Source organism: Rhodoferax sp. (assembly GCF_010365055.1).
Taxonomy (GTDB): Bacteria; Pseudomonadota; Gammaproteobacteria; order Burkholderiales; family Burkholderiaceae_C; genus Rhodoferax.
The window spans coordinates 1-20,710 of record NZ_JAAFHA010000076.1; the positions used below are offsets into that span (position 1 = coordinate 1).

Sequence of the window (20,710 nt, forward strand, 5' to 3'; positions counted from 1 at the left end):
CCTCGCAAGTGCTTGGGCTATCGTACGCCGCATGAGGTCTTCTATCGCTTGAAAATGACTCCGCTTAAACTACCTACTGATGCACTTTGTAGTTTAATCTGCGGCAAAATCTGGCTCTAGCCCTCGTATCCATTGCATCTATAGCTATTTTTTCGATAGCAACAATCTCTCGCTCGTCCACTCACTTCGCCCGGCGCTATTTCTTTCAGGTCCACCAAAGCCTGCGTCTGCGTCTTGGCCCAGCCGCCCGACAGCAAGCCCCAGCCCAATAGCAGGCCTTTGGACGCGCCGTACGCCACAAAGTAGTTCATGCCGGCTTCGGCCTGCGCTTCAAATGACTTGGGCCAGGCAAAGTCGCTCTCGGCCACGCTGAGGACTTGCTGGCCCGCGCTCAAAGGCCGTACCAGGTCGTCACTTTGACTTTTCAGCATTGAATTTTCCATCGAGAAGAGACATGACTCCGATTCCGTTGCAGGTGGATCAGTGCTAACATGAACTGAAACTGGTTTCAGTTTGGCCCTAGATTAATTGCTTCAATTCAGATGCTGACCCAAAAATCTTTGCATTCGACGCCGGTACCCCAACCCGCGGTACGCGCCACCATCGCGGATGTTGCACGCGCCGCCAGTGTCTCCAAGGCAACGGTTTCCAGATTTCTGAACCATCGTGACAAGCTGCTCACCAAGGCCATCGCCACGCGCGTGGAAGTCGCCATTGCGGCTCTGGCCTACAGCCCCAGCCCCATGGCGCAGGCGCTCAAACGAGGGCGCTCACGGCTCATTGGACTGGTGGTGGCCGATGTGACCAACCCGTTTTCAGTGGCAGTGCTCCGCGGGGCCGAGAAGGCCTGCCAGGAAGCCGGCTACCTGCTCATGCTTTTCAACCTGGGCAACGACAGCCGGCGCGAATGTGAGGCGATTGAGGCGCTCACGGCCTACCAGGTAGAAGGCTTCATCCTGAACACACTGGGCCGTGACACCAAGGCTGCCGCTGACGCCGCGCGCCATGGCAAGCCGGTCGTGCTGGTTGACCGTCGCCACCACGGCATGCAGGCCGACTTCGTCTCGCTGGACAACGCCGGGGCGGTGCGCCTGGGCCTTGGCCACTTGATGGAGACCGGTTACCGCGAGCTGTTGTTTGTTTCAGAACCTGTCAAGGATGTGAGTTCTCGGGAGGAGCGCGAAGCCGCTTTTCTAGCCTTTGTCAGTGCGGCCGCCAAGGACACAGTTGCCTTGCAGGGCAACACATTCGAGAGCATGGTGGACGATGAGCAGGGTTTGGACGATGCTTTGCGCAGCTTGCGTGAGCGTGCTGGTCACGGCCTGTGCGGCGTGCTCACCAGCAACGCGGTCGTGACATTGAGAGTGGTGGCAGCCATGGCACGTCTTGGTTGGCGCCTGGGCGCCGACATGGGTCTAGTCGGCTTTGATGAGACTGAATGGGCGCCCTACGTCGGCCCCGGCTTGAGCACCATTGCGCAACCAACCGACGAGTTGGGCCGCATCGCAGCCGGCTGCCTGATTGAACGGCTAAAAGGCCTCGAATTGCCGCCACGCCAGATATTGTTGTCCGGGCGGTTGGTGGCGCGCGGCTCGTCTTTGCCTATTGCCAAACCCTAAGTCCAAGGGTTTTTACTTAGATACAGGCACTTGTTAAATTTCTATAATTTTATGAAACCGGTTTCAGCCATATTTCAAATTGACGCGATGTGAAGCCAGAACGACAAGAAACTTTGCTCCTCACAAACCATCATTGAACCAATGTTGATTCATGAATTACGTTTTCCAATTTGGTGATGTTTTTGCAGCTTGGCCGCTGCTCGTCAAAGGCACCTTGAGCACCCTCCAGTTGTCGATACTGGCCATGCTGATGGGCTTGGTGGTCGCCATTTTGTGCGCCTGGGGCAAAACCGCCGGCCCCGCGCTGCTGCGCTTTATGATCAATGCTTACATCGAGCTGATTCGCAATACACCCTTCCTGGTACAGCTGTTCTTCTTCTTTTTTGCACTGCCGGCGCTGGGCTTGCGCTGGTCGGCCTACACCGCGGCGCTGACCGCAATGGTGGTGAATCTGGGCGCCTACGCCACCGAAATCATCCGTGCAGGCATCGAATCCATTCCCAAGGGGCAGATTGAAGCCGGGCTGGCACTCAATCTGAAACGCCACGAAATCTTCCGCTTCGTGATTCTGAAACCCGCACTCAAGGCCATTTACCCGGCGTTGACCAGCCAGTTCATTTTGCTCATGCTCAGCTCCAGCGTGGTGTCGGCGATTTCAGCGGACGACCTGACCTCGGTCGCGGCTAACCTGCAGTCGCAGACCTTTCGCAGTTTTGAGATTTACATCGTCGTCGCCGTGATCTACCTGTTGCTGGCGCTTTCCTTTTCAGCGCTGTTCCGGGTGATCTACCGGCTTGGCCTGAACTACCCGGACCGCCGCTGATGCGTACTTTCGGCTTTCCTGAATTTCTCTTCATCCTCGAAGCGGCCAAATGGACCGTGGCGCTGTCGATGATCGCCTTCATTGGTGGTGCGATCGGCGGCCTGATCATTGCGCTGAGCCGCACCTCCGACAACCCCGTGGCCCGCTGGCTGTCGGGCGGCTTCATCCAGATTTTTCAGGGCACACCCTTGCTGCTGCAGCTCTTTCTGGTGTTTTTCGGCGCACCGGTGCTGGGCTTTGACATCAACCCCTGGGTGGCGGCCGGCGTGGCGCTGATTCTAAACAGCAGTGCATTTCTGGGCGAAATCTGGCGCGGCTGCATTCAGGCGATTCCAGCCGGCCAGGTTGAGGCGGCGCAGGCGCTCAGCCTCTCGTACTTCTCACGCATGCGCGACGTCATACTGCCGCAAGCTTTCAAAATCGCGCTCGCGCCCACCGTGGGCTACATGGTGCAAATCATCAAGGGCACCTCGCTCGCGGCCATCATTGGATTTGTCGAAGTCACCCGCTCCGGGCAGATCATCAACAACGCCACGTTCCAGCCGCTCATCGTCTTCAGCGTGGTCGCGGCCATTTATTTTGCGCTGTGCTGGCCCCTGTCTTTTCTGGCCGCGCGCATGGAGCGCCGACATGCCAAGGCGCTGGCGCGCTAAGCCACCGCAGTTCCTTCATTTGTCAATTATTCAACTTTTTTTCACCACAACCTACGGAGAATTACCATGATCAAGCATCTGCAACGCCGTGCATTCACGGGCACCGCCCTGGCCCTGGGCCTGGCCGCCACCCTGTGCGCGTGGGCCCCTGCCGCCATCGGGCAGACCGTCGCCGAGATCAAGAATAAGGGAGAACTGACCATCGGTATGCTGGTTGACTTTCCGCCTTACGGCACCACCAACAGCAGCAACCAGCCCGACGGCTACGACGCCGATGTGGCCCGCCTGCTGGCCAAGGACTTGGGGCTCAAGCTCAACCTGGTTCCCGTGACCGGCCCCAACCGCATTCCGTTTCTGCTGACCAACAAGCTTGATCTGCTGGTGGCTTCGCTGGCCATCACGCCCGAGCGCGCCAAGCAGGTCCAATTCTCCAAGCCTTACGCCGCTGCCAGCATTGTTTTGTATGGAGACAAGAAAGCCAGCATCAAGGCCGCGGCTGACCTGAAAGGCAAGCGCGTCGGCGTCGCCCGCGCCAGCACGCAAGACGTGGCCCTGACCGCCATGGCGCCTGAAGGTACCGAGATTCGCCGCTTTGACGACGACGCCTCGGCGATGCAGGCCTTGATGTCGGGCCAGGTGGACGCCATTGGCTGCTCGACCACGGTAGCCGCGCAAATTGACAAGCGCGCACCGGCCAATACGTTTGAGAACAAGTTTTTGTTGCGCCAGCAGGTCATGGGTATCGTGATGCGTCCCGGCCAGGCTGAGTTGCTGAAGACGGTCAATGACTTTGTCGACCGGAACACGGCCAACGGCGAGCTCAACAAGCTGTACCGCAAATGGCTGGAAACCGACTTGCCGAAAATGCAATAACCCCCGGACGGTGCGTTCATGACAGACACAGTGCGATCCACTTCCTCGGCAAAGCCCGCCGGGGCAGAGCCCATCATCCGCATCGAAGCGGTGGACAAATGGTTTGGCAAATTCCAGGCGCTGACCGACATCAGCCTGGAGGTCGCGGCAGGCGAACGCATCGTGGTCTGCGGGCCTTCGGGCTCGGGCAAGTCTACGTTGATCCGCTGCATCAACCGCCTCGAGACCGTGCAAAAAGGCCGTATTGTGGTCGATGGGATCGACCTGACTGCGGGCGGCAAGAATGTGGACTCTGTGCGCCAGGAAGTCGGCATGGTGTTCCAGCAGTTCAACCTGTTTCCGCATCTGACGATTCTGCAGAACTGCACGCTGGCGCCGATGCGCTCGCGGGGACTGAGCAAAGCAGAAGCCGAAGCCCTTGCCATGAGCTACCTCACGCGCGTGCGGATTCCCGAGCAGGCCCTCAAATATCCGAGCCAGCTCTCGGGCGGGCAGCAACAGCGCGTAGCGATTGCCCGCGCTCTGTGCATGACGCCCAAGATCATGCTGTTTGACGAGCCCACTTCGGCCCTGGACCCGGAAATGGTCAAGGAAGTGCTGGACACCATGATCAGCCTGGCCGACGACGGCATGACCATGCTCTGCGTCACGCACGAAATGGGCTTTGCCCGCAGCGTGGCCGACCGCGTGATCTTCATGGCCGACGGCCGGATCATCGAGCAAGCCCCGCCGCAAGAATTCTTCAGCAATCCGCAGCATGAAACCACCCGCAATTTTCTCGGGCAGATCCTGAACTCGCAACATGCGCACTAGAGAAGCCGGGCCAGCAGCAGGCACTGAGCCAGCTCCGCCTATCCTGATTTCTCTGTCGGCTTTCGGCGCCGCCGAAGTGCGACGCCACGGGCAATTGTGGTTTACCCAGCTGAGCCACGCCGCCGGCGCCGATGGCGTTGAAGTGCGCAGCGAGCTGCTGGTGGATGCCGCAACCGAACTCCCCGCTCTGGCGCAAGCCATCCATGCCGCCAACAAAAGCGTGGTTTATTCCAGCGCGCGATACCTCTGGTCCGCCGATGGCATGCTCGATTGCGCCGCGCTGGAGCGCGCCCTGGCGGCCGCCCACACCTTGGGTGCGGCGCGCGTGAAAATGGCGATCGGCGGCTTTGGTCCAGCTTCGCACGGCACCCTTTCGGCACTGCAAGACCGGCTGCACGCCGCCCAAACCGAGCTGGTGATCGAGAACGACCAGACCCCCGGCGCCGGCACATTGGCCGCGCTGCAAGATTTTTTTGACAGGGCCAATGCCCAGGGGATTTTTCTGGGCATGACCTTTGACATGGGCAACTGGCACTGGACCGGCGAGTGCCCGTTGCAGGCCGCCGCCGCGCTGGCGCCGCAAGTGCGTTATGTGCATTGCAAAGGCGTGCAGCGCCAACCGCAGCGTTGGGTCGCCGTGCCGCTGGCCGAGTCCAGTGCACCGTGGCGCGCCGTGCTGCGTGCCCTGCCGGCCGACGTGCCGTGGGCCATTGAGTACCCACTGACAGGTGATGACCTGATGGCCGTGACCCGCCAGGAAGTCGACCAACTGCGCACGGTAGCCGCCGGCATGGCTGGCCGCAACCCCATTCCTGCATGAAAGAGAGGCTTGCATGACCCGAGCACTGGACGTGATTACCTTTGGCGAAGCGATGATGCTGCTGGTCGCCGACCGGCCCGGCCCGCTGGAGAACGCCGCCGCTTTTTACAAGCGCACCGCTGGCGCTGAAACCAACGTGGCCATCGGCCTGGCGCGCCTGGGCCTGAAGGTCGGCTGGGCCAGCCGCCTGGGTACCGACTCGATGGGGCGGTATCTGCTCAAGGCCATGGCGGACGAAGGCATTGACTGCTCCCATGTGGTCTGCGATGCTTCGCAAAAAACCGGCTTCCAGTTCAAGGGCAAAGTGACTGACGGCAGCGACCCGCCGGTGGAGTACCACCGCCAGGGCTCGGCCGCCAGCCACATGGGAACGGATGATATTGATGAAGACTGGCTGCGCTCGGCGCGTCACCTGCATGCCACCGGCGTGTTTGCCGCCCTCTCGGCCAGCACCTTGCCCGCCGCCCGAAAAACCATGGACCTGATGCGCGCCGCTGGCCGCAGCGTGTCGTTTGATCCCAACCTGCGCCCCACCCTATGGCCGAGCCCTGAGCTAATGCGCGACACCATCAACGACCTGGCCACACGCGCCGACTGGGTGCTCCCGGGCCTCGAAGAAGGCCGCTTTTTGACCGGCGAAAACACCCCGGAAGGCATTGCCCGTTTCTATCGCCAGCGCGGCGCGCGTCTTGTCATCGTCAAGCTGGGCAGCGAAGGCGCTTTTTTTGACGGTGAAGGCGAGATCGGTACAGGCCGTGTGCCGGGTTTTGCGGTGGCCGAAGTGATCGACACCGTGGGCGCTGGCGACGGCTTTGCGGTCGGTGTGATCAGCGCGCTGCTCGATGGACTGAGCGTGCCAGACGCCGTCAAGCGCGGTGCCTGGATTGGCGCGCGCGCCGTGCAGGTGCTGGGCGACAGCGAAGGCCTGCCGACACGCGCGGAACTCGACCAGGCGGGACTTTGAGAATGACAAGCAACCCGTCGCGCAAAAAGGTTCTGGTGTTCAGGGAGCTGCCGCCCGACCAGCTGGCACGCCTGCAGGCGCAGCACGAGGTCACGGTCGCCGACCCGCGCGTGCCCGAACAACTGGCCGCGTTCCATGCCGCTCTGGGAACAGCCGAAGGCATGATCGGCTCCAGCTACCCCATCGACTACGCCCTGCTGACCCAGGCGCCGCGGCTGAAGGTGATTTCCAGTGTGTCCGTCGGCGTTGACAACTACACACTTCCAGCACTGGCGGCGCGCGGCATCATGCTGTGCCACACGCCGGGCGTGTTGACCGAGACCACGGCAGACACGATTTTTTCGCTCATCATGGCCACGAGCCGCCGCCTGGTCGAGCTGGCCAACCACGTACGCGAAGGCCGCTGGACGCGCAACATCGGTGAAGAGCTGTTTGGCTGGGACGTGCACGGCAAGACACTCGGTATTCTCGGTTTTGGCCGCATCGGCCAGGCCGTGGCCCGGCGTGCTGCCCTGGGCTTTGGCATGCCGGTCTTGTACTACAGGCGCAGCCCGCTCGACGTGGCCAGGGAGCTGCCAGAACTGCTCGGCAAAGTCACCCACACGCCCCTCGATGAGCTGCTTGCCCGCGCCGACATCGTCGCCGTCGTGCTGCCCTTGTCCGATGAGACCCGCGGCCTGATGGGCGTGCGCGAGTTTGGTTTGATGAAACCTGGCGCGATTTTCATCAATGGCGCGCGCGGTGCCATCGTGCAGGAGAGCGCCCTGCTCCACGCGCTGGACCACGGCACCCTGCGCGCCGCCGGACTCGACGTGTTCGCCAGGGAGCCGCTACCGCTGGATTCACCGTTGCGTATCCACCCAAAAGTCACCGCGCTGCCCCACATTGGCTCCGCCACGTTTGAAACACGTCATGCCATGGCGGTGCTGGCCACCAGCAACTTGCTCAGCGCTTTGGCGGGCAAGCGGCCACCCGCTGTCTTTGATTTTTCCACCGCGTAGCTATCACCGATCACAATATGCGCAATCTTTTCAATCATCCAAGGAGGTAATTTCCATGCAACTCACTGACCAAGCCTGTCTCCCACACGACGGCACATCCGGCACCTTGGCGGCGCGTGTTTGGCGCCCCGATGTTGACGGCCCTTCCATTGTTGCCCTGCGTGACGACGGCGCCATCGACATCACACACCTCTTCCCCACCATGCGGGATCTTTGCGAAGCGTCAGATCCTGTAGCCTCTTTGAAGCAAGCCAGTGGCGAGCGGATCGCTTCACTTGCCGAACTATTTGAGAATACACCGCCCGACACACGCAACCCGGTACGGCCTTGGTTGCTGGCGCCTGTTGACCTGCAGGTCATCAAGGCGGCGGGCGTTACTTTCGCCGTGTCAATGCTTGAGCGTGTGATTGAAGAGAGGGCACGTGGTAACCCGGCGGCGGCCGCAGCCATTCGCGAGGAAATCTTGGCGCTGGTCGGAAATGATCTCTCCAAATTGAAGCCTGGGTCGCCGCAGGCCATGGCGCTCAAAAAGGTGTTGATTGCCCAAGGCGCCTGGAGCCAGTATCTGGAGGTTGGCATCGGGCCGGACGCAGAAATTTTCACCAAGGCGCCGCCCATGGCCGCAGTGGGCACAGGTTCTGATGCTGGCCTCCATCCCTCGTCATCCTGGAACAACCCCGAGCCCGAGCTTGTATTGGCGGTAAATTCACGCGGTGAAATCGTGGCGGCCACCTTGGGCAATGACGTCAACCTGCGTGATGTGGAAGGCCGCTCGGCTTTGTTGCTGGGCAAGGCCAAAGACAACAACGCATCCGCAGCTATTGGACCCTGTTTGCGCTTTTTTGATTCCAATTTCTCGCTTGATGATGTGCGTCAGACCACCATTGCTTTGACGGTTGTGGGTGAAGACGGGTTCAAGCTTGAGGGATTTTCATCGATGTCGCAGATCAGTCGGGACCCAGTGGATCTGGCCGGACAGATGATGGGCCCACATCACCAATATCCGGACGGCGCCATGCTTTTTTTGGGTTGCATGTTTGCGCCGGTGCAGGACAGGGACACCGTGGGCGGCGGCTTTACTCACAAAGAGGGAGACATCGTCACCATCTCGGCCCCGAAACTTGGCACACTGGTCAACCGGATGAAGCGCACTGACAAGTGCCCGCCATGGACATTTGGCATCTCCCATTTGATGCGCAATCTGGCCAAGCGAGGTTTGCTCTAGCGGGCTGCCAGGCCGCAACTGCGGCCAAGCTCAGACTTCAGCGTGTGAACGGCACGACCAGTTGGTGCTGCTCGCCCAGACCCTCAATGCCCAAGGCGATCACGTCGCCCTTCTTCAGATACAGCGGTGGCTTCATACCCAGGCCCACACCGGGCGGCGTGCCCGTCGTGATCACGTCCCCGGGCATCAGGGTCATGAACTGGCTCACGTAGCTGACCAGCTTGGCGACACTGAAAATCATGGTTCGGGTCGAGCCGGTCTGCATGCGTTTGCCGTTGAGGTCCAGCCACATGCCGAGTTTTTGCGGATTGGGCACGTCATCACGCGTGACCAGCCAGGGGCCGAGAGGGCCGAAGGTGTCGCAGCCTTTGCCCTTGTCCCAAGTGCCGCCGCGTTCGATCTGGTACTCGCGCTCGCTGAGATCATTGACGGTGCAGTAGCCAGCGACAAAACTCAAGGCGTCTTTTTGTGACACGTACCGCGCTTTCGTGCCGATCACCACCCCCAGCTCCACTTCCCAATCGGTTTTTTTGGAGCCCTTGGGCAGCATGACCGGGTCATTGGGTCCCTGGATGCAGGTGGTGGCTTTCATGAACACAATGGGCTCTTTCGGAATCGGCAGTCCCGACTCGGCCGCGTGGTCGGCGAAGTTCAGTCCGATGGCAATGAACTTGCCGACGCCGCTGACCGGGCTGCCCATGCGCGGCGAGCCTTTGACCAGCGGCAGAGTCGCCGTCTTGAGCTTGCGCAGCCTGGCCAGCGCGGCGTCCCCGAGCTGATCGGGGCCTATGTCCTTGATCACAGCGCTCAAGTCGCGCAGCTTGCCTTCGGCATCGATGAGGCCGGGTTTTTCTTGGCCCAGCTTTCCATAACGAACGAGTTTCATGGTTTTCTCCTTTGAGTTGATTGTTGGATTATCAGTTGAGGTAGCCGGCCAAATCGAGCTGATTCATATGGTCATGCCGCCGTCCACCGAGAACAGCTGGCCGGTAGCAAACACCGATTCGTCGCTGGCCAGGTACACCACGATAGGCGCAATTTCATGGGCTTGGGCCAGCCGTCCCATGGGCTGGCGGGCGATGAAATTCTTGCGCGCCTCAACCGGATCTTCGTAGCTGTTGATGCGGTCACTCAGTGAGGGCGTATCTACGGTCCCCGGAGCAATAGCATTGCAGCGAATGCCCTGTGCAACAAAATCGGCGGCGACCGACTTGGTCAGGCCCACCACGGCCGCCTTGCTGGTGCCGTACGCGAAGCGGTTGGGCAGCCCCTTGAGGCTGCTGCACACGCTGGACATGTTGATGATGCTGCCACCGCCAGCCGCCAGCATCTTGGGCAGCGCCGCCTGGATCATCCAGTACTGCGCGCGCACGTTCAGGTTAAACGCGAAATTCCATTCGTCATCCGTGGCCTGAAGGATGCTGCCGTTGTGCACAACCCCTGCGCAGTTGAAAAGTACACTGAGCGGTGCGATGCGCGCCACCAGGTCCACGATGGCAGCCTTGTCCATCACGTCCAGCCGCGCCGTGGTGACATTAGGTACGCCGGCGTAACTCTCCAGCAGTTGGCCGTTGATATCGGTGGCCAGCACCTGCGCGCCCTCGGCTGCCATCGCCAGTACGCTGGCGCGGCCAATGCCCTGGCCGGCGGCTGTCACCAGTGCAGTTTTTCCTTTGAGTCTCATGGCTTCTCCCTTGGTTAAAAAAGTGGACACACACTGCCCGTGCTAGGGTTTCTACGGATGTTCAATGTTGCAGATCGTGCAATTATCAATTGGCCTTACCACCCGGCCAATTGAGGCAAACCCTTATCCATCTAAATTATGAGGCGGAATAAAAATGAAGCGCAGAACCCTCTCTAAATCCATCGCCGCCGTGGCGATGGCCTGTTCCTTCGGTGCGGCGCATGCCGCATGGCCGGATCGACCCGTTACGCTCATCGTGCCATGGGCTGCGGGTGGCGGCACGGATGCAACCGCGCGTATCGTTGGTGCACTGCTGGAGAAAGAGTTGGGTCAGCCGGTCAACGTGGTCAACCGTGCCGGCGGCAACGGTGTGGTCGGCCATCAGGCCATCGCAGGCGCGCAACCGGATGGCTACACCCTTGGCATGATTACCGTCGAAATCTCAATGATGCATCACCAAGGTCTGACGCAGCTTTCGCCTAAAAATTACACACCGTTGGGGCTGATGAATGTTGACCCCGCTGCCGTCACGGTGAGCGTTGCCTCTCCCTACAAGAACATGGATGACTTGATGAAGGCCATCCGGGCAAACCCGGGCAAGCTCAAGGCGTCCGGCACCGGCCAAGGCGGCATTTGGCATCTGGCGCTGGCCGGCATGCTCAAGGATTTGAAACTCGAAGCCAGTGCCGTGCCGTGGGTGCCGTCCAACGGCGCAGCACCAGCCATGCTGGAATTGGCGGCAGGCGGCGTTGATATCGTCACAGCCGCGCTGCCTGAAGCGCGCTCCTTGATCGATGCAGGCAAAGCACGCCCGCTTGCGGTCATGGCGGATGCCCCGGCTGCCCTTTACCCGAATGTGCCAACGCTTAAAAGCGCCACTGGCAGCGACTGGACGATTGGCGTATGGCGCGGTATTGCAGGGCCCAAAGGCCTGCCTGCAGATGTGCAGACCAAAATGGAGACTGTGCTCAAGAAAATAAACAGCAGTAAAGAGTATCAGGACTTCATGGCCGGGCGGGGCTTTGGCGTGGCATATGCCGATGCAGCCGGCTTCGGAAAGTTCATGGAAAAAGGCGATGCCGACATGGGGCGGATATTGGGCGCGCTTGGCATGGCTAGGTAGTAACAGTGGAAGCAGCCTGACCGGCCTGACATGCGGCTTTTGCTTTTGATCCGCAGTCGTGAACAGCAAGCTGCTCACGACTGCCTCGTTCTCCCTTGCTCCTCCAGCGGAAAATCATTCGCACCGGCCGGCACATCGAGGCTCCTATGAAAATCAACGACGTTTTATCGGGCCTGCTGATTGGTTCATTTGGCGCTGCCATTTACGTTCATGCCCGTTCTTTCCCTCCGATGCCGGGCCAGAATGTTGGACCCAACATGTTTCCGCAATTAATAGCAGTCGGTTTGATGATTTGCGCCATCATGCTTGTTATTCGCGGCGTTAAAACCGTTGGTACTGCCGGCTGGATCACCCTGCCACACTGGTGGGGACAGCGCCGCATCGCGCTCGGGTTCCTGTTAATTCCGCTGGTTCTGGCGTTTTACGTGACCGTGTCGGAAAGCCTGGGATTCATGCCCACGGCAGTGATCTTGCTGATGGCGCTTTTTCTTGTATTCAAGGTCAGATTCCGAACGGCTCTCATCGTCGCCATTGTCGGCTCGCTCTGCATACACACGCTCTTTTACAAACTCCTCAAGGTGCCGCTGCCGTGGGGCATACTCGAATCAGTTGCCTGGTAGGCCGAAAGCAATCCTATGCTCGCTAATCTCTTAGCCGCCTTCGGACAGGTCTTCGACCCGTATGTGCTGGGCGTCATCCTTCTTGCAGCCATTTATGGTCTGTTCGTCGGATCAGTTCCCGGCTTGAGTGCCACCATGGCGGTCGCGCTTCTGGTTCCTGTCACGTTCTTCATGCCGCCTGTGCCTGCGATCGCGGCCATGGTTACCGCCACCGCGATGGCGATTTTCTCCGGTGATATACCGGGCTGCCTGCTGCGCATCCCCGGTACGCCCGCCTCGGCAGCCTATACCGATGAGGCCCATTCAATGACCAAGAAAGGCCAGGCCGAAGTTGCGTTGGGCGCAGGTTTGTTGTTTTCTGTTATCGGCGGTCTGATCGGCACCTTCGTACTCATCACGGCCGCCCCCTCGCTGGCGGAATTGGCGCTGAAGTTTTCGTCTTTTGAATATTTCTGGCTCGTGCTGCTCGGCCTTACCTGTGCGATTTTCATCGCCTCCAACAGTCCAGTCAAAGGCTTTGTGTCCTTGTTTCTGGGCTTAATGATCGCCTGTGTCGGCATGGGCAATCCTGCCGGCTTTCCGCGCTTCACATTTGGCAATAGCGATCTCCTGGGCGGCCTATCGCTGGTGCCTATCATGGTGGGGATGTTCGCCGTATCAGAGGTACTGCGGTACGCGATCAGCGCCGGCCAAAAAATGAAGGTCGTGCAAAGCAAGATCGGCAATGTGTTCGCGGGCATGTGGGGTTTGACGGTCAAGTATCCAGCGTCCATCCTGCGCGGCAGCATACTCGGCACGACTGTGGGGGCGCTGCCTGGCGCCGGCGCGGACATCGCTGCCTATATGGCTTATGCGGTGAGCAAAAAATTCTCCAAGGAGCCGGAGAAATTTGGCACGGGTCACGTGGAAGGCATTGTCGAAGCGAGTGCGGCCAATAACTCATCGCTGGCAGGCGCGTGGATTCCGGCGCTGGTGTTCGGCATTCCTGGCGACTCAATTACAGCCATCGTCATTGGCGTGCTTTACATGAAGAACCTGAACCCAGGACCCATGATTTTCGTGACCAATCCGGTGGCAATGTACTCGGTCTTCATTGTTTTCATTCTTGCCAATTTGCTGATGTTGCCGCTCGGTTTCCTTACCATCAAACTGGCCAAGAAGATTCTCGAAGTACCGCGCAACATTCTGATGCCATTGATTCTGCTGTTTTGCATCGTCGGCTCCTACTCCATCAACAACAGCGCATTTGATGTCGGCATCATGCTCGGCTTTGGCATGCTGGCCTACCTGATGGAAGAAAACGGTTTTCCGATCGCCCCCACGATTCTCGGCGTGGTGTTGGGCGGAATGCTGGAAGAAAACTTCATCAGCTCGATGATCAAATCGGATGGAAACTTTGTCGCGTTTTTCAACCGACCGATCGCAGGTACCCTGGGTGTACTAACCATTCTCGTTTGGAGCATGCCCATTGTCATGCGCCTGCTACGCAAAAAGCAGATAACGGAAATCTATGTCAATGGATGATTTAAGAGGAAAAGTTGTTCTCATAACGGGTGCTTCCACCGGTATTGGTGCAGCCTGTGCAAAAGCCTTCGGCGCACTTGGCTGCAAAGTGGTGGTGCACTACAACAGTTCCATGGCCGCCGCGATGGAAGTAGCCGCGGCGGTCGAAAAGGCTGGCGGCGAAGCGCTGGTGGTGCAAGGCGATCTGCGCCGAAGCAGCGAGTGCGAACGGGTGGTCACGGAAACGGCCACGCGCTTCCAACGCATCGACCTGCTCATCAACAACGCTGGCGCCTTGGTCAAGCGCGTTCCCATCACCGATCTGAGTGATGAGATCTTCGACGATATCGTGGGTCTGAACGTGCGCTCGATGTTGATGTGCACGAAATACGCCGTACCGCTCATGGCGAGGGGCAGCGGCATCATCAATCTGACCAGTATTGCCGCTCGCAACGGCGGCGGGCCGGGCGCCAGCCTGTATGCCGGCTCCAAGGGGTTTGTCAGCACTGCGACCAAGAGCCTCGCGAAGGAACTCATAGGCCGGCAGATTCGTGTCAATGCCGTCGCCCCCGGGGTGATCACGACGCCGTTCCATGAGAAATTTTCCACACCCGAGCAACTTGAAGCAATGCGTCTGACAATCCCGATGGGTCGACTCGGCACGGCCGACGAATGCGTCGGCGCTTTCATTTACCTCGCCTCGGAAAAGTTGTCCAGTTATGTGACTGGGCAGATCATTGAGGTCAATGGCGGGCAGTACATGCCTTGACGCTGTCCCTTGCCGCCTTCAAAGCGACGAGAGCTGCGGCAAATCGATCAACCCAACCAGGGCGCGGTGAGCGCGCCACTTCCATGAGGAAAATGTGATGGCTAAACGTATTCGATGCCGTTTTTCAGGCAATCGGGCCTTTGTGACCTGCAAAGAGGCGGTCCGCTGATGGGCGACACTGATCGTTATTCTGCCGAGGCGTTGACCCGCTTCGCAGTTGAGTTGCTGCAAACGGCGGGCCTGGACTCTGCGCCGGCCAAGGCGGTCGCCCGGACGCTGGTCGAGGGCGACTTGATGGGCCACGACACACACGGGCTGGCATTGCTTGCGCCTTATGTCAAGGAACTCGAAAACGGCACCATGACTCGCTCGGGCACCCCGGAGGTGCTTTCCGATCGTGGCGCCTCTCTGCTGTGGGACGGGCGGCGTTTGCCTGGGCCCTGGCTGGTGTTGAGCGGCATTGATGCGCTGACGCCGCGTGCACGCCAGTATGGCAGCGCGACGCTCGTCATCCGGCGCAGTCACCACATTGCTTGTCTCGCCACTTACATGCTGCGCGCAACCGAGGCTGGTTTCATGCTGTTACTGGCGAGTTCCGACCCGGCCGTCCAAAGCGTTGCCCCGCACGGCGGAACGCGGGCCGTCTTCACGCCCAACCCGATCGCCGCCGGCATTCCGACTTCGACCACGCCATTCCTGATTGACATTTCTTCCTCGATAACGACCAACGGGATGAGTGCGCGCCTACAGAAAGCGGGCAGGCAGTTCGACGAAGCATGCATGCTGGATGCCGAGGGCAATCCAAGTCGCGACCCGGGCGTGCTCTCCACGAATCCGCCCGGCACCATCATGCCTTTGGGTGGCATGAGCTCAGGGCACAAGGGCTTTGGCTTGGCGTTGTTGATCGAGGCGCTCACCGGGGGGCTGGCCGGCCACGGTCGCGCGGATCCCGCTGATGGGTGGGGCGCCACGGTGTTTATGTCCCTGTACGATCCGGCGGCGTTCGGCGGCGCCACGGACTTTGTGCGCCAGACGGATTGGCTCGGGGATGCGTGCAGAAATAATCCGCCGCGGCCGGGTTTCAATGCGGTGCGCATGCCTGGCGACAGGGCACTTTCGCGCCGGAAGGAACAGGTGTGCGGTGGCATCACGCTGCATCCGACCATCCCGCCGGCGCTAGCCGAATGTGCGCAGCGCTACGGCATGCAGTTGCCAGCACCGCTTGAAAAATAATGGTGTTTGAGACTATTGGAGGGTCCGGTCGGATGGTGCGGAAATGGAATTCAAGGACGACCAGCGCCTGCGCAGCGGCATGAAAACCTGGCACATCCTGGCAGACGATCTGACCGGCGCACTCGACAGTGCCGCGGCATGGGCCGACGCGGGCGACGTGCCGGTTTTTCTAGACCGGCCCGGTCAATCCGCACAGACGGTGCAGGTCGTCGCCACGGGCACACGCGACGTGCCGCCCGCCAGCCTGCCGGCCTTGCTGACACCCAGCCTGGACTGGCTAGTCGCCACCGACAACGCCTTCAAAAAAATCGACAGTCTGCTGCGCGGCAACACCTGTAATGAGATCGCCTGGCTCATGCGCAGCGGCCATTTTGCTGGCGTGGTGTTCGCACCGGCCTTTCCTGCGCAGGGGCGCTTCACGGCCCGGGGATGCCACTGGGTGGCGCCACCGCACCAGCCCCACGGCCCGCGCACGCACGAACAGGCCGGCACGCTGGTGCAGGCCTTTGCCAACGTTGGCCTAAGCGCGCACATTCCAACCCGTGTGCAAGATAGCCTGCAAGACACGGGCAAAGTCGTGATTCCCGACATTCTGAGTGACCACGACCTGGACCAGGTCGCGGGTCTCGCTGCACAGCCGCAAGCGAGGCGCTGGTTGTGGTGTGGCAGCGCCGGGCTGGCCTGGGCGCTGGCGCGGCAGGCCGCAGCCGCAACATCGTCACGCGCCAGCAGCGAGGTCTCGACGGCCCCACCAGCCACGGCCCAGGGCTTGACGCTGGTGCTCACCGCCAGCCGCCACCCGGTGCTGCGAGAGCAGTTGCGTCACCTGCCATCGCCCGTTGCAGGCACCAACCTGCTCGATCTGGCCGAGGCACAACCCCTTTGTCCTGCCGAGGCGAAGGCTCGGTTAATGCAAGACATGCACACCATCGTCACCAGCCGGCCCCGCCCGAGCACACTGGTGGTCGTGGGCGGCGACACCTTGTTGGCCCTGTGCCGGGCGGCCGATGTGCGCAGCCTGCAAGCCAGCGCCAGTCCGCGCGCGGGCTGGGGCCGCGCCCGTCTGGTCGGTGGGTTGTGGGATGGCCTCACTTGTTATTCTCGTTCGGGCGCCTTCGGCCCGCCCGACGACCTGCGCGCCCTGTTGGACACACTCTCCCTTTCACCCCACACCGATTGACTTCCAAGGAACGCATCCCATGAACGCACCCATCCGATTGGCCCTGACCATGGGCGACCCGGCGGGCATCGGCCCCGAGATCATTGTCAAGGCCGCGCACCAGATGCGCGATCTCGTCGCGCAGGGCCGCATCGAACTCAAGGTACTGGGCAGTGCCCAGGCACTGGCGCAAGCCGCGCGTCTGCTGCAACTCGACACCGCTGCGGTACTGGACATGGTCGACGTCGGGCCGGTCACGCAGCCGCTGACCATCGGCCAAATCAGCGAAGCTGGCGGTCACTGGGCCTACCGTGCCGTGGAACGTGCCGTGCAGCTCTGCCAGAGCGCCGAAGCCGACGCCATCGTGACCGCTCCGCTGTGCAAGGAGGCACTGCACATGGCAGGCTATCCGTTCGAAGGCCACACCGAAATGCTGGCCCATCTGACCGGCATGCGCGACGGCGTGATGATGCTGGCCCATGGGCCGATGCGCGTGACCCATGTCACCACCCACTGCTCCCTGGCCGAGGTGCCGGCCCGACTCACGCCGCAGCGCCTGCGCCGGGTGCTCGATGTGACGCTCGAAGCCCTGCACGCGCTGGGCATCCGTGAGCCGCGCGTGGCCGTGGCCGGGCTCAATCCGCACGCAGGCGAAGGCGGCATTCTCGGCAAGGAAGACGGCGCCGTCATCGCCCCCCTGGTGGCAGAATACGCCGCTGCCGGCCACGCCGTGACCGGCCCCTGGCCCGGTGACACGGTGTTCATCAAGCTGCGCGCCGAGCAGTTCGATGCGGTGGTGGCGATGTACCACGACCAAGGCCACATCCCGGTCAAACTGTTGGGCTTCAGCATCGACCCGGTCACCGGCGTGTGGCAGGCGGTCAGCGGCGTCAACATCACGTTGGGCCTGCCGATTCTGCGCACGTCGGTGGACCACGGCACGGCATTCGACATCGCGGGCACGGGCCGCGCCAGCGCCGAGAGCATGGTCGATGCCATCCAGTACGCCATGACGCTGGTCCAGGGTCGACGTGCCGCACGTCCTGCAGTCTGACTCAGCTACCCCAACCCGGTCAATCTCTACACATCACAGGAAAACACATCATGGTCAACCCCTCCCAGGCGCTGCAGTTTGCAGGCAAATCTGTGCTGGTCACCGGCGGTGGTTCCGGCATCGGTGCGGCCGTCGCGCAATCCTTCGGCGCGGCGGGTGCATTACTCACGCAACCAGGCGGGCGCGCAAGGCGTAGCCGATGCCATCCGGCAGGCCGGCGGCCAGGCCATCACGCTGGCGGGTGACATGCTGGATCGCAGCGTACCCGACCAACTGGTGGCGCAGGCCGTCCAAGCCTTCGGCGGTCTGGATATCCTGATCAACAACGCGGGCGACATGTTTGGCCGTCGTGCGCTGGAACAGGCCAGCGACGAGGACTTCGACCGCGTGATCGGCCTCAACATCCACGCGGCCTTCGCCATCTGCCGCGCTGCCGCGCCCGTGATGCGCCGCGCCGGGCACGGCAACATGATCAACACCACCTCGATTGCCGCGCGCACCGGCGGCAGTGACGGCGCGGGGCTGTACGGTGCAGCCAAGGCATTTGTCAGCACCATGACCCGCGTGTTCGCGCGCGAAATGGCACCCCACGGCGTGCGCGTCAACGGCGTGGCTCCGGGCGTCATCCTGACCGACTTTCACGCACGCAACTCCACGCCCGAGCAGCTCGAAGGGGCACGCCGCGGTATCCCGATGGGCCGACTGGGAACACCCGACGAATGTGTGGGAGCCTACTTATTCCTGGCCGACGATGTGCTGTCGGGCTACCTCACCGGCCAGATCATCGAGGTCAATGGTGGCCAGCTCATGCCCTGAGTATGCAAGCCCAGACCGCGCGGCGCGGCTTGCCTTGGCGCAGCCGGATCGCCCCAATGGGGGCTTGCGGCTTCATGAGGCAATTTGAGGCAGTACAGGGTTTAACCGGATGTCCGGCGGATCGAATCATGAGACTATCAATTGGCCTGACCAATTGTCCAATTCTGATCAACCTTTAACAACGTTTCAAAAGTGCCCAGCATGCCATTGAAAGTCATCCAGCCGCAACGCTTGTACCGTCAGATTGCCGAGCAATTGCGCTCGCTGATCAGCAGGGGCGAGTTTGCGGCCGGTACACGCCTGCCGGCCGAACGAGAACTGGCCAAGCAACTGGGCGTGAGCCGTCCTTCGGTGCGCGAAGCCTTGATTGCGCTGGAGGTGGAGAAAGTGATCGAGGTGCGCACCGGCTCAGGCATTTATGTGCTCGAACCAAAAACCCGTCAACCCTCGCGCAAAAAGGCCAGCGACACGGTCGAGTGGGGGCCCTTGGAGCTGATGCGGGCGCGCGAGCTGGTGGAGAGCGAGGTGGCGGCACTGGCGGCCCGCAACGCCAAAAAAGCAGACCTTCAATTCATTGGTGACGCCTTGCAGCAAATGCGCGACGAAGTCGCCAAAGGGCAGATACCCCGTGAGGGCGACGAGGCCTTTCACAATGCGATCGCCCAAGCCTGCGGCAACGAGGTGCTGCGCGACACCATCTGCGGCTACTGGCAAGCCCGACACGGCACGCTGTTCGAGCGACTGGGCGACTATTTTGAAGACCAGAAGTCCTGGGATGCCGCCCTGATCGAACACGCCGCGGTGCTTGATGCGATCCGCGCCCACGACGCGGGCGCCGCACGCAGCGCCATGCAACGCCACTTGAAAAAAGCCCATACCCGTTACAGCGCGAGCTGGCACCGCGCAAAGCCCTCTTAACGCCCAGCAACTTCAAAACCACCAACCGAGGAGACATCATGAAAAAACGTGAATTGACAACCATCGCAATTAAATTAGTAGCAGCATGTGTATTATTTACGGGGGCTGCAGGCACATTTGGCATTGCCAGTGCGCAGACCAAACTGAAATGGGCACACGTCTACGAGACGTCCGAACCCTTCCACAAGTGGTCGGTCTGGGCCAGTGACGAGATCAAGAAGCGTACCAATGGCCGCTACGAGGTGCAGGTCTTTCCAGCCTCATCGCTGGGTAAGGAGAGTGACATCAACCAGGGTCTGACCCTGGGCACGGTGGACATCATCCTGAGTGGCTCAAGCTTTGCGGGCAATACCTACAAGCCCCTGGCCGTGACCTACTTCCCGTTCATCTTCCGGGACGCCGAGCATCAGCTCAAATATGCCAAGAGCGACGTGTTCAAGGAGTTGGCGAAGGACTATGACGCCAAGAGCGGTAACCACATTACGGCGCTAACCTACTACGGCGCTCGTCACGTCACTTCAAATAAGCAGGTGCGTACCCCTGCTGACATGAAGGACCTAAAGATTCGCGTGCCTGACGCACCGGCTTACCTTGCGTTCCCGAAATCATTGGGCGCCAATGCCACACCGATTGCATTTGCCGAGGTCTATCTGGCCCTGCAGAATGGCACTGTGGACGCGCAGGAAAACCCGCTGCCCACCATTCTGGCCAAAAAGTTTTTTGAAGTGCAGAAAAACATCTCGCTGACCGGGCACATCGTGGACTCACTGCTGACCATTGTGGGTGGCTCAGTCTGGAGCAAGTTGTCGGACGCTGACAAGAAGATCTTTAGCGAGGTGATGCAGGATGCCGCCGAGAAAGCCGGGCGTGACATCATCGCCTCGGAAACCCGTCTCGTCGAGGAGTTCAAGCAGAAGGGCATCAACGTGATCACGGTTGACAAAAATGCATTCCGCGAGGCCGTGCTGAAAAACGCCAAGCCAACCGACTACGGTTACCGCCAGATTGACTACGACCGCATCATCGCCATCAAGTAAGCC

At 60.7% G+C, this 20,710-nt stretch carries 22 protein-coding genes; 19 read left to right on the forward strand and 3 right to left on the reverse strand.

The features are described from left to right. Positions 1 to 116: 116 nt before the first annotated feature. Positions 117 to 431, reverse strand: a complete 315-nt coding sequence (locus GZ093_RS15255) for a hypothetical protein (RefSeq protein WP_296487374.1) — start codon at positions 429 to 431, stop codon at positions 117 to 119. Positions 432 to 542: 111 nt separating this feature from the next. Between GZ093_RS15255 and GZ093_RS15260 the strand changes: the two genes are divergently transcribed. From GZ093_RS15260 to GZ093_RS15300, 9 genes are all read left to right on the forward strand, one after another. Then, complete coding sequence (locus tag GZ093_RS15260) at positions 543 to 1,619, forward strand: LacI family DNA-binding transcriptional regulator (RefSeq protein WP_296487377.1); 1,077 nt, start codon at positions 543 to 545, stop codon at positions 1,617 to 1,619. Between the two features lie 151 nt (positions 1,620 to 1,770). Next, positions 1,771 to 2,442 carry an amino acid ABC transporter permease gene (locus GZ093_RS15265; protein WP_296487379.1) on the forward strand — a complete coding sequence of 224 codons (672 nt, stop codon included), beginning with the start codon at positions 1,771 to 1,773 and terminating at the stop codon, positions 2,440 to 2,442. Beyond that, positions 2,442 to 3,095, forward strand: a complete 654-nt coding sequence (locus GZ093_RS15270) for an amino acid ABC transporter permease (RefSeq protein ID WP_296487380.1) — start codon at positions 2,442 to 2,444, stop codon at positions 3,093 to 3,095. Before GZ093_RS15265 ends, GZ093_RS15270 begins: the two co-directional genes overlap by 1 nt. A gap of 66 nt (positions 3,096 to 3,161) precedes the next feature. Continuing rightward, the gene (locus tag GZ093_RS15275) at positions 3,162 to 3,968 is read left to right on the forward strand and encodes a transporter substrate-binding domain-containing protein (protein WP_296487383.1); all 807 of its coding nucleotides are present in this window, start codon (positions 3,162 to 3,164) and stop codon (positions 3,966 to 3,968) included. A gap of 18 nt (positions 3,969 to 3,986) precedes the next feature. Beyond that, positions 3,987 to 4,781 carry an amino acid ABC transporter ATP-binding protein gene (locus GZ093_RS15280; protein WP_296487385.1) on the forward strand — a complete coding sequence of 265 codons (795 nt, stop codon included), beginning with the start codon at positions 3,987 to 3,989 and terminating at the stop codon, positions 4,779 to 4,781. Further along, complete coding sequence (locus GZ093_RS15285) at positions 4,771 to 5,601, forward strand: TIM barrel protein (RefSeq protein WP_296487387.1); 831 nt, start codon at positions 4,771 to 4,773, stop codon at positions 5,599 to 5,601. Before GZ093_RS15280 ends, GZ093_RS15285 begins: the two co-directional genes overlap by 11 nt. Before the next feature lie 13 nt (positions 5,602 to 5,614). After that, positions 5,615 to 6,565 carry a sugar kinase gene (locus GZ093_RS15290; protein ID WP_296487388.1) on the forward strand — a complete coding sequence of 317 codons (951 nt, stop codon included), beginning with the start codon at positions 5,615 to 5,617 and terminating at the stop codon, positions 6,563 to 6,565. A 2-nt stretch (positions 6,566 to 6,567) separates the two neighbouring features. After that, positions 6,568 to 7,566 (forward strand): D-glycerate dehydrogenase, encoded by a 999-nt coding sequence (locus tag GZ093_RS15295; RefSeq protein ID WP_296487390.1) that lies wholly within the window; start codon positions 6,568 to 6,570, stop codon positions 7,564 to 7,566. Positions 7,567 to 7,621: 55 nt separating this feature from the next. Then, complete coding sequence (locus tag GZ093_RS15300) at positions 7,622 to 8,791, forward strand: fumarylacetoacetate hydrolase family protein (protein WP_296487394.1); 1,170 nt, start codon at positions 7,622 to 7,624, stop codon at positions 8,789 to 8,791. Between the two features lie 37 nt (positions 8,792 to 8,828). Here GZ093_RS15300 and GZ093_RS15305 read toward each other — a convergent pair whose 3' ends face one another. Then, positions 8,829 to 9,677 carry a fumarylacetoacetate hydrolase family protein gene (locus GZ093_RS15305; protein ID WP_296487398.1) on the reverse strand — a complete coding sequence of 283 codons (849 nt, stop codon included), beginning with the start codon at positions 9,675 to 9,677 and terminating at the stop codon, positions 8,829 to 8,831. Between the two features lie 63 nt (positions 9,678 to 9,740). Continuing rightward, positions 9,741 to 10,475 (reverse strand): SDR family oxidoreductase, encoded by a 735-nt coding sequence (locus GZ093_RS15310; protein ID WP_296487400.1) that lies wholly within the window; start codon positions 10,473 to 10,475, stop codon positions 9,741 to 9,743. Positions 10,476 to 10,629: 154 nt separating this feature from the next. Between GZ093_RS15310 and GZ093_RS15315 the strand changes: the two genes are divergently transcribed. From GZ093_RS15315 to GZ093_RS15360, 10 genes are all read left to right on the forward strand, one after another. After that, positions 10,630 to 11,598: a tripartite tricarboxylate transporter substrate binding protein gene (locus GZ093_RS15315; RefSeq protein ID WP_296487403.1), complete on the forward strand. Its 969-nt coding sequence runs from the start codon at positions 10,630 to 10,632 to the stop codon at positions 11,596 to 11,598. 146 nt (positions 11,599 to 11,744) lie between these two features. After that, on the forward strand, positions 11,745 to 12,218 hold the full coding sequence (locus GZ093_RS15320; RefSeq protein ID WP_296487407.1) for a tripartite tricarboxylate transporter TctB family protein: 474 nt from the start codon (positions 11,745 to 11,747) through the stop codon (positions 12,216 to 12,218). A gap of 15 nt (positions 12,219 to 12,233) precedes the next feature. Beyond that, a complete protein-coding gene (locus GZ093_RS15325; protein WP_296487410.1) occupies positions 12,234 to 13,742 on the forward strand; it encodes a tripartite tricarboxylate transporter permease in 1,509 nt (502 codons plus the stop codon). Further along, positions 13,735 to 14,490 (forward strand): SDR family oxidoreductase, encoded by a 756-nt coding sequence (locus GZ093_RS15330; protein WP_296487442.1) that lies wholly within the window; start codon positions 13,735 to 13,737, stop codon positions 14,488 to 14,490. Before GZ093_RS15325 ends, GZ093_RS15330 begins: the two co-directional genes overlap by 8 nt. 168 nt (positions 14,491 to 14,658) lie before the next feature. Then, complete coding sequence (locus tag GZ093_RS15335; RefSeq protein ID WP_296487413.1) at positions 14,659 to 15,723, forward strand: Ldh family oxidoreductase; 1,065 nt, start codon at positions 14,659 to 14,661, stop codon at positions 15,721 to 15,723. Between the two features lie 43 nt (positions 15,724 to 15,766). Then, a complete protein-coding gene (locus GZ093_RS15340; RefSeq protein ID WP_296487416.1) occupies positions 15,767 to 16,903 on the forward strand; it encodes a four-carbon acid sugar kinase family protein in 1,137 nt (378 codons plus the stop codon). Between the two features lie 19 nt (positions 16,904 to 16,922). Then, entirely contained in the window at positions 16,923 to 17,936 is a 1,014-nt protein-coding gene (pdxA, locus tag GZ093_RS15345) for a 4-hydroxythreonine-4-phosphate dehydrogenase PdxA (RefSeq protein WP_296487420.1), read from the forward strand. Between the two features lie 78 nt (positions 17,937 to 18,014). Next, a complete protein-coding gene (locus GZ093_RS15350; RefSeq protein WP_363260897.1) occupies positions 18,015 to 18,752 on the forward strand; it encodes an SDR family NAD(P)-dependent oxidoreductase in 738 nt (245 codons plus the stop codon). A 201-nt stretch (positions 18,753 to 18,953) separates the two neighbouring features. Then, positions 18,954 to 19,670, forward strand: coding sequence for a FadR/GntR family transcriptional regulator (locus GZ093_RS15355; RefSeq protein ID WP_296487422.1), 717 nt, complete (start codon positions 18,954 to 18,956; stop codon positions 19,668 to 19,670). A 38-nt stretch (positions 19,671 to 19,708) separates the two neighbouring features. Next, positions 19,709 to 20,707, forward strand: coding sequence for a sialic acid TRAP transporter substrate-binding protein SiaP (locus GZ093_RS15360; RefSeq protein ID WP_296487424.1), 999 nt, complete (start codon positions 19,709 to 19,711; stop codon positions 20,705 to 20,707). The last annotated feature ends 3 nt before the right edge of the window (positions 20,708 to 20,710 follow it).

Excerpts from the sequence above, each read along its gene's own strand:
- GZ093_RS15255 (WP_296487374.1), bottom strand. The coding sequence starts at position 431 with ATGCTGAAAAGTCAAAGTGACGACCTGGTACGGCCTTTGAGCGCGGGC.
- GZ093_RS15260 (WP_296487377.1), top strand. The coding sequence starts at position 543 with ATGCTGACCCAAAAATCTTTGCATTCGACGCCGGTACCCCAACCCGCG.
- GZ093_RS15265 (WP_296487379.1), top strand. The coding sequence starts at position 1,771 with ATGAATTACGTTTTCCAATTTGGTGATGTTTTTGCAGCTTGGCCGCTG.
- GZ093_RS15270 (WP_296487380.1), top strand. The coding sequence starts at position 2,442 with ATGCGTACTTTCGGCTTTCCTGAATTTCTCTTCATCCTCGAAGCGGCC.
- GZ093_RS15275 (WP_296487383.1), top strand. The coding sequence starts at position 3,162 with ATGATCAAGCATCTGCAACGCCGTGCATTCACGGGCACCGCCCTGGCC.
- GZ093_RS15280 (WP_296487385.1), top strand. The coding sequence starts at position 3,987 with ATGACAGACACAGTGCGATCCACTTCCTCGGCAAAGCCCGCCGGGGCA.
- GZ093_RS15285 (WP_296487387.1), top strand. The coding sequence starts at position 4,771 with ATGCGCACTAGAGAAGCCGGGCCAGCAGCAGGCACTGAGCCAGCTCCG.
- GZ093_RS15290 (WP_296487388.1), top strand. The coding sequence starts at position 5,615 with ATGACCCGAGCACTGGACGTGATTACCTTTGGCGAAGCGATGATGCTG.
- GZ093_RS15295 (WP_296487390.1), top strand. The coding sequence starts at position 6,568 with ATGACAAGCAACCCGTCGCGCAAAAAGGTTCTGGTGTTCAGGGAGCTG.
- GZ093_RS15300 (WP_296487394.1), top strand. The coding sequence starts at position 7,622 with ATGCAACTCACTGACCAAGCCTGTCTCCCACACGACGGCACATCCGGC.
- GZ093_RS15305 (WP_296487398.1), bottom strand. The coding sequence starts at position 9,677 with ATGAAACTCGTTCGTTATGGAAAGCTGGGCCAAGAAAAACCCGGCCTC.
- GZ093_RS15310 (WP_296487400.1), bottom strand. The coding sequence starts at position 10,475 with ATGAGACTCAAAGGAAAAACTGCACTGGTGACAGCCGCCGGCCAGGGC.
- GZ093_RS15315 (WP_296487403.1), top strand. The coding sequence starts at position 10,630 with ATGAAGCGCAGAACCCTCTCTAAATCCATCGCCGCCGTGGCGATGGCC.
- GZ093_RS15320 (WP_296487407.1), top strand. The coding sequence starts at position 11,745 with ATGAAAATCAACGACGTTTTATCGGGCCTGCTGATTGGTTCATTTGGC.
- GZ093_RS15325 (WP_296487410.1), top strand. The coding sequence starts at position 12,234 with ATGCTCGCTAATCTCTTAGCCGCCTTCGGACAGGTCTTCGACCCGTAT.
- GZ093_RS15330 (WP_296487442.1), top strand. The coding sequence starts at position 13,735 with ATGGATGATTTAAGAGGAAAAGTTGTTCTCATAACGGGTGCTTCCACC.
- GZ093_RS15335 (WP_296487413.1), top strand. The coding sequence starts at position 14,659 with ATGGGCGACACTGATCGTTATTCTGCCGAGGCGTTGACCCGCTTCGCA.
- GZ093_RS15340 (WP_296487416.1), top strand. The coding sequence starts at position 15,767 with ATGGAATTCAAGGACGACCAGCGCCTGCGCAGCGGCATGAAAACCTGG.
- pdxA (WP_296487420.1), top strand. The coding sequence starts at position 16,923 with ATGAACGCACCCATCCGATTGGCCCTGACCATGGGCGACCCGGCGGGC.
- GZ093_RS15355 (WP_296487422.1), top strand. The coding sequence starts at position 18,954 with ATGCCATTGAAAGTCATCCAGCCGCAACGCTTGTACCGTCAGATTGCC.
- GZ093_RS15360 (WP_296487424.1), top strand. The coding sequence starts at position 19,709 with ATGAAAAAACGTGAATTGACAACCATCGCAATTAAATTAGTAGCAGCA.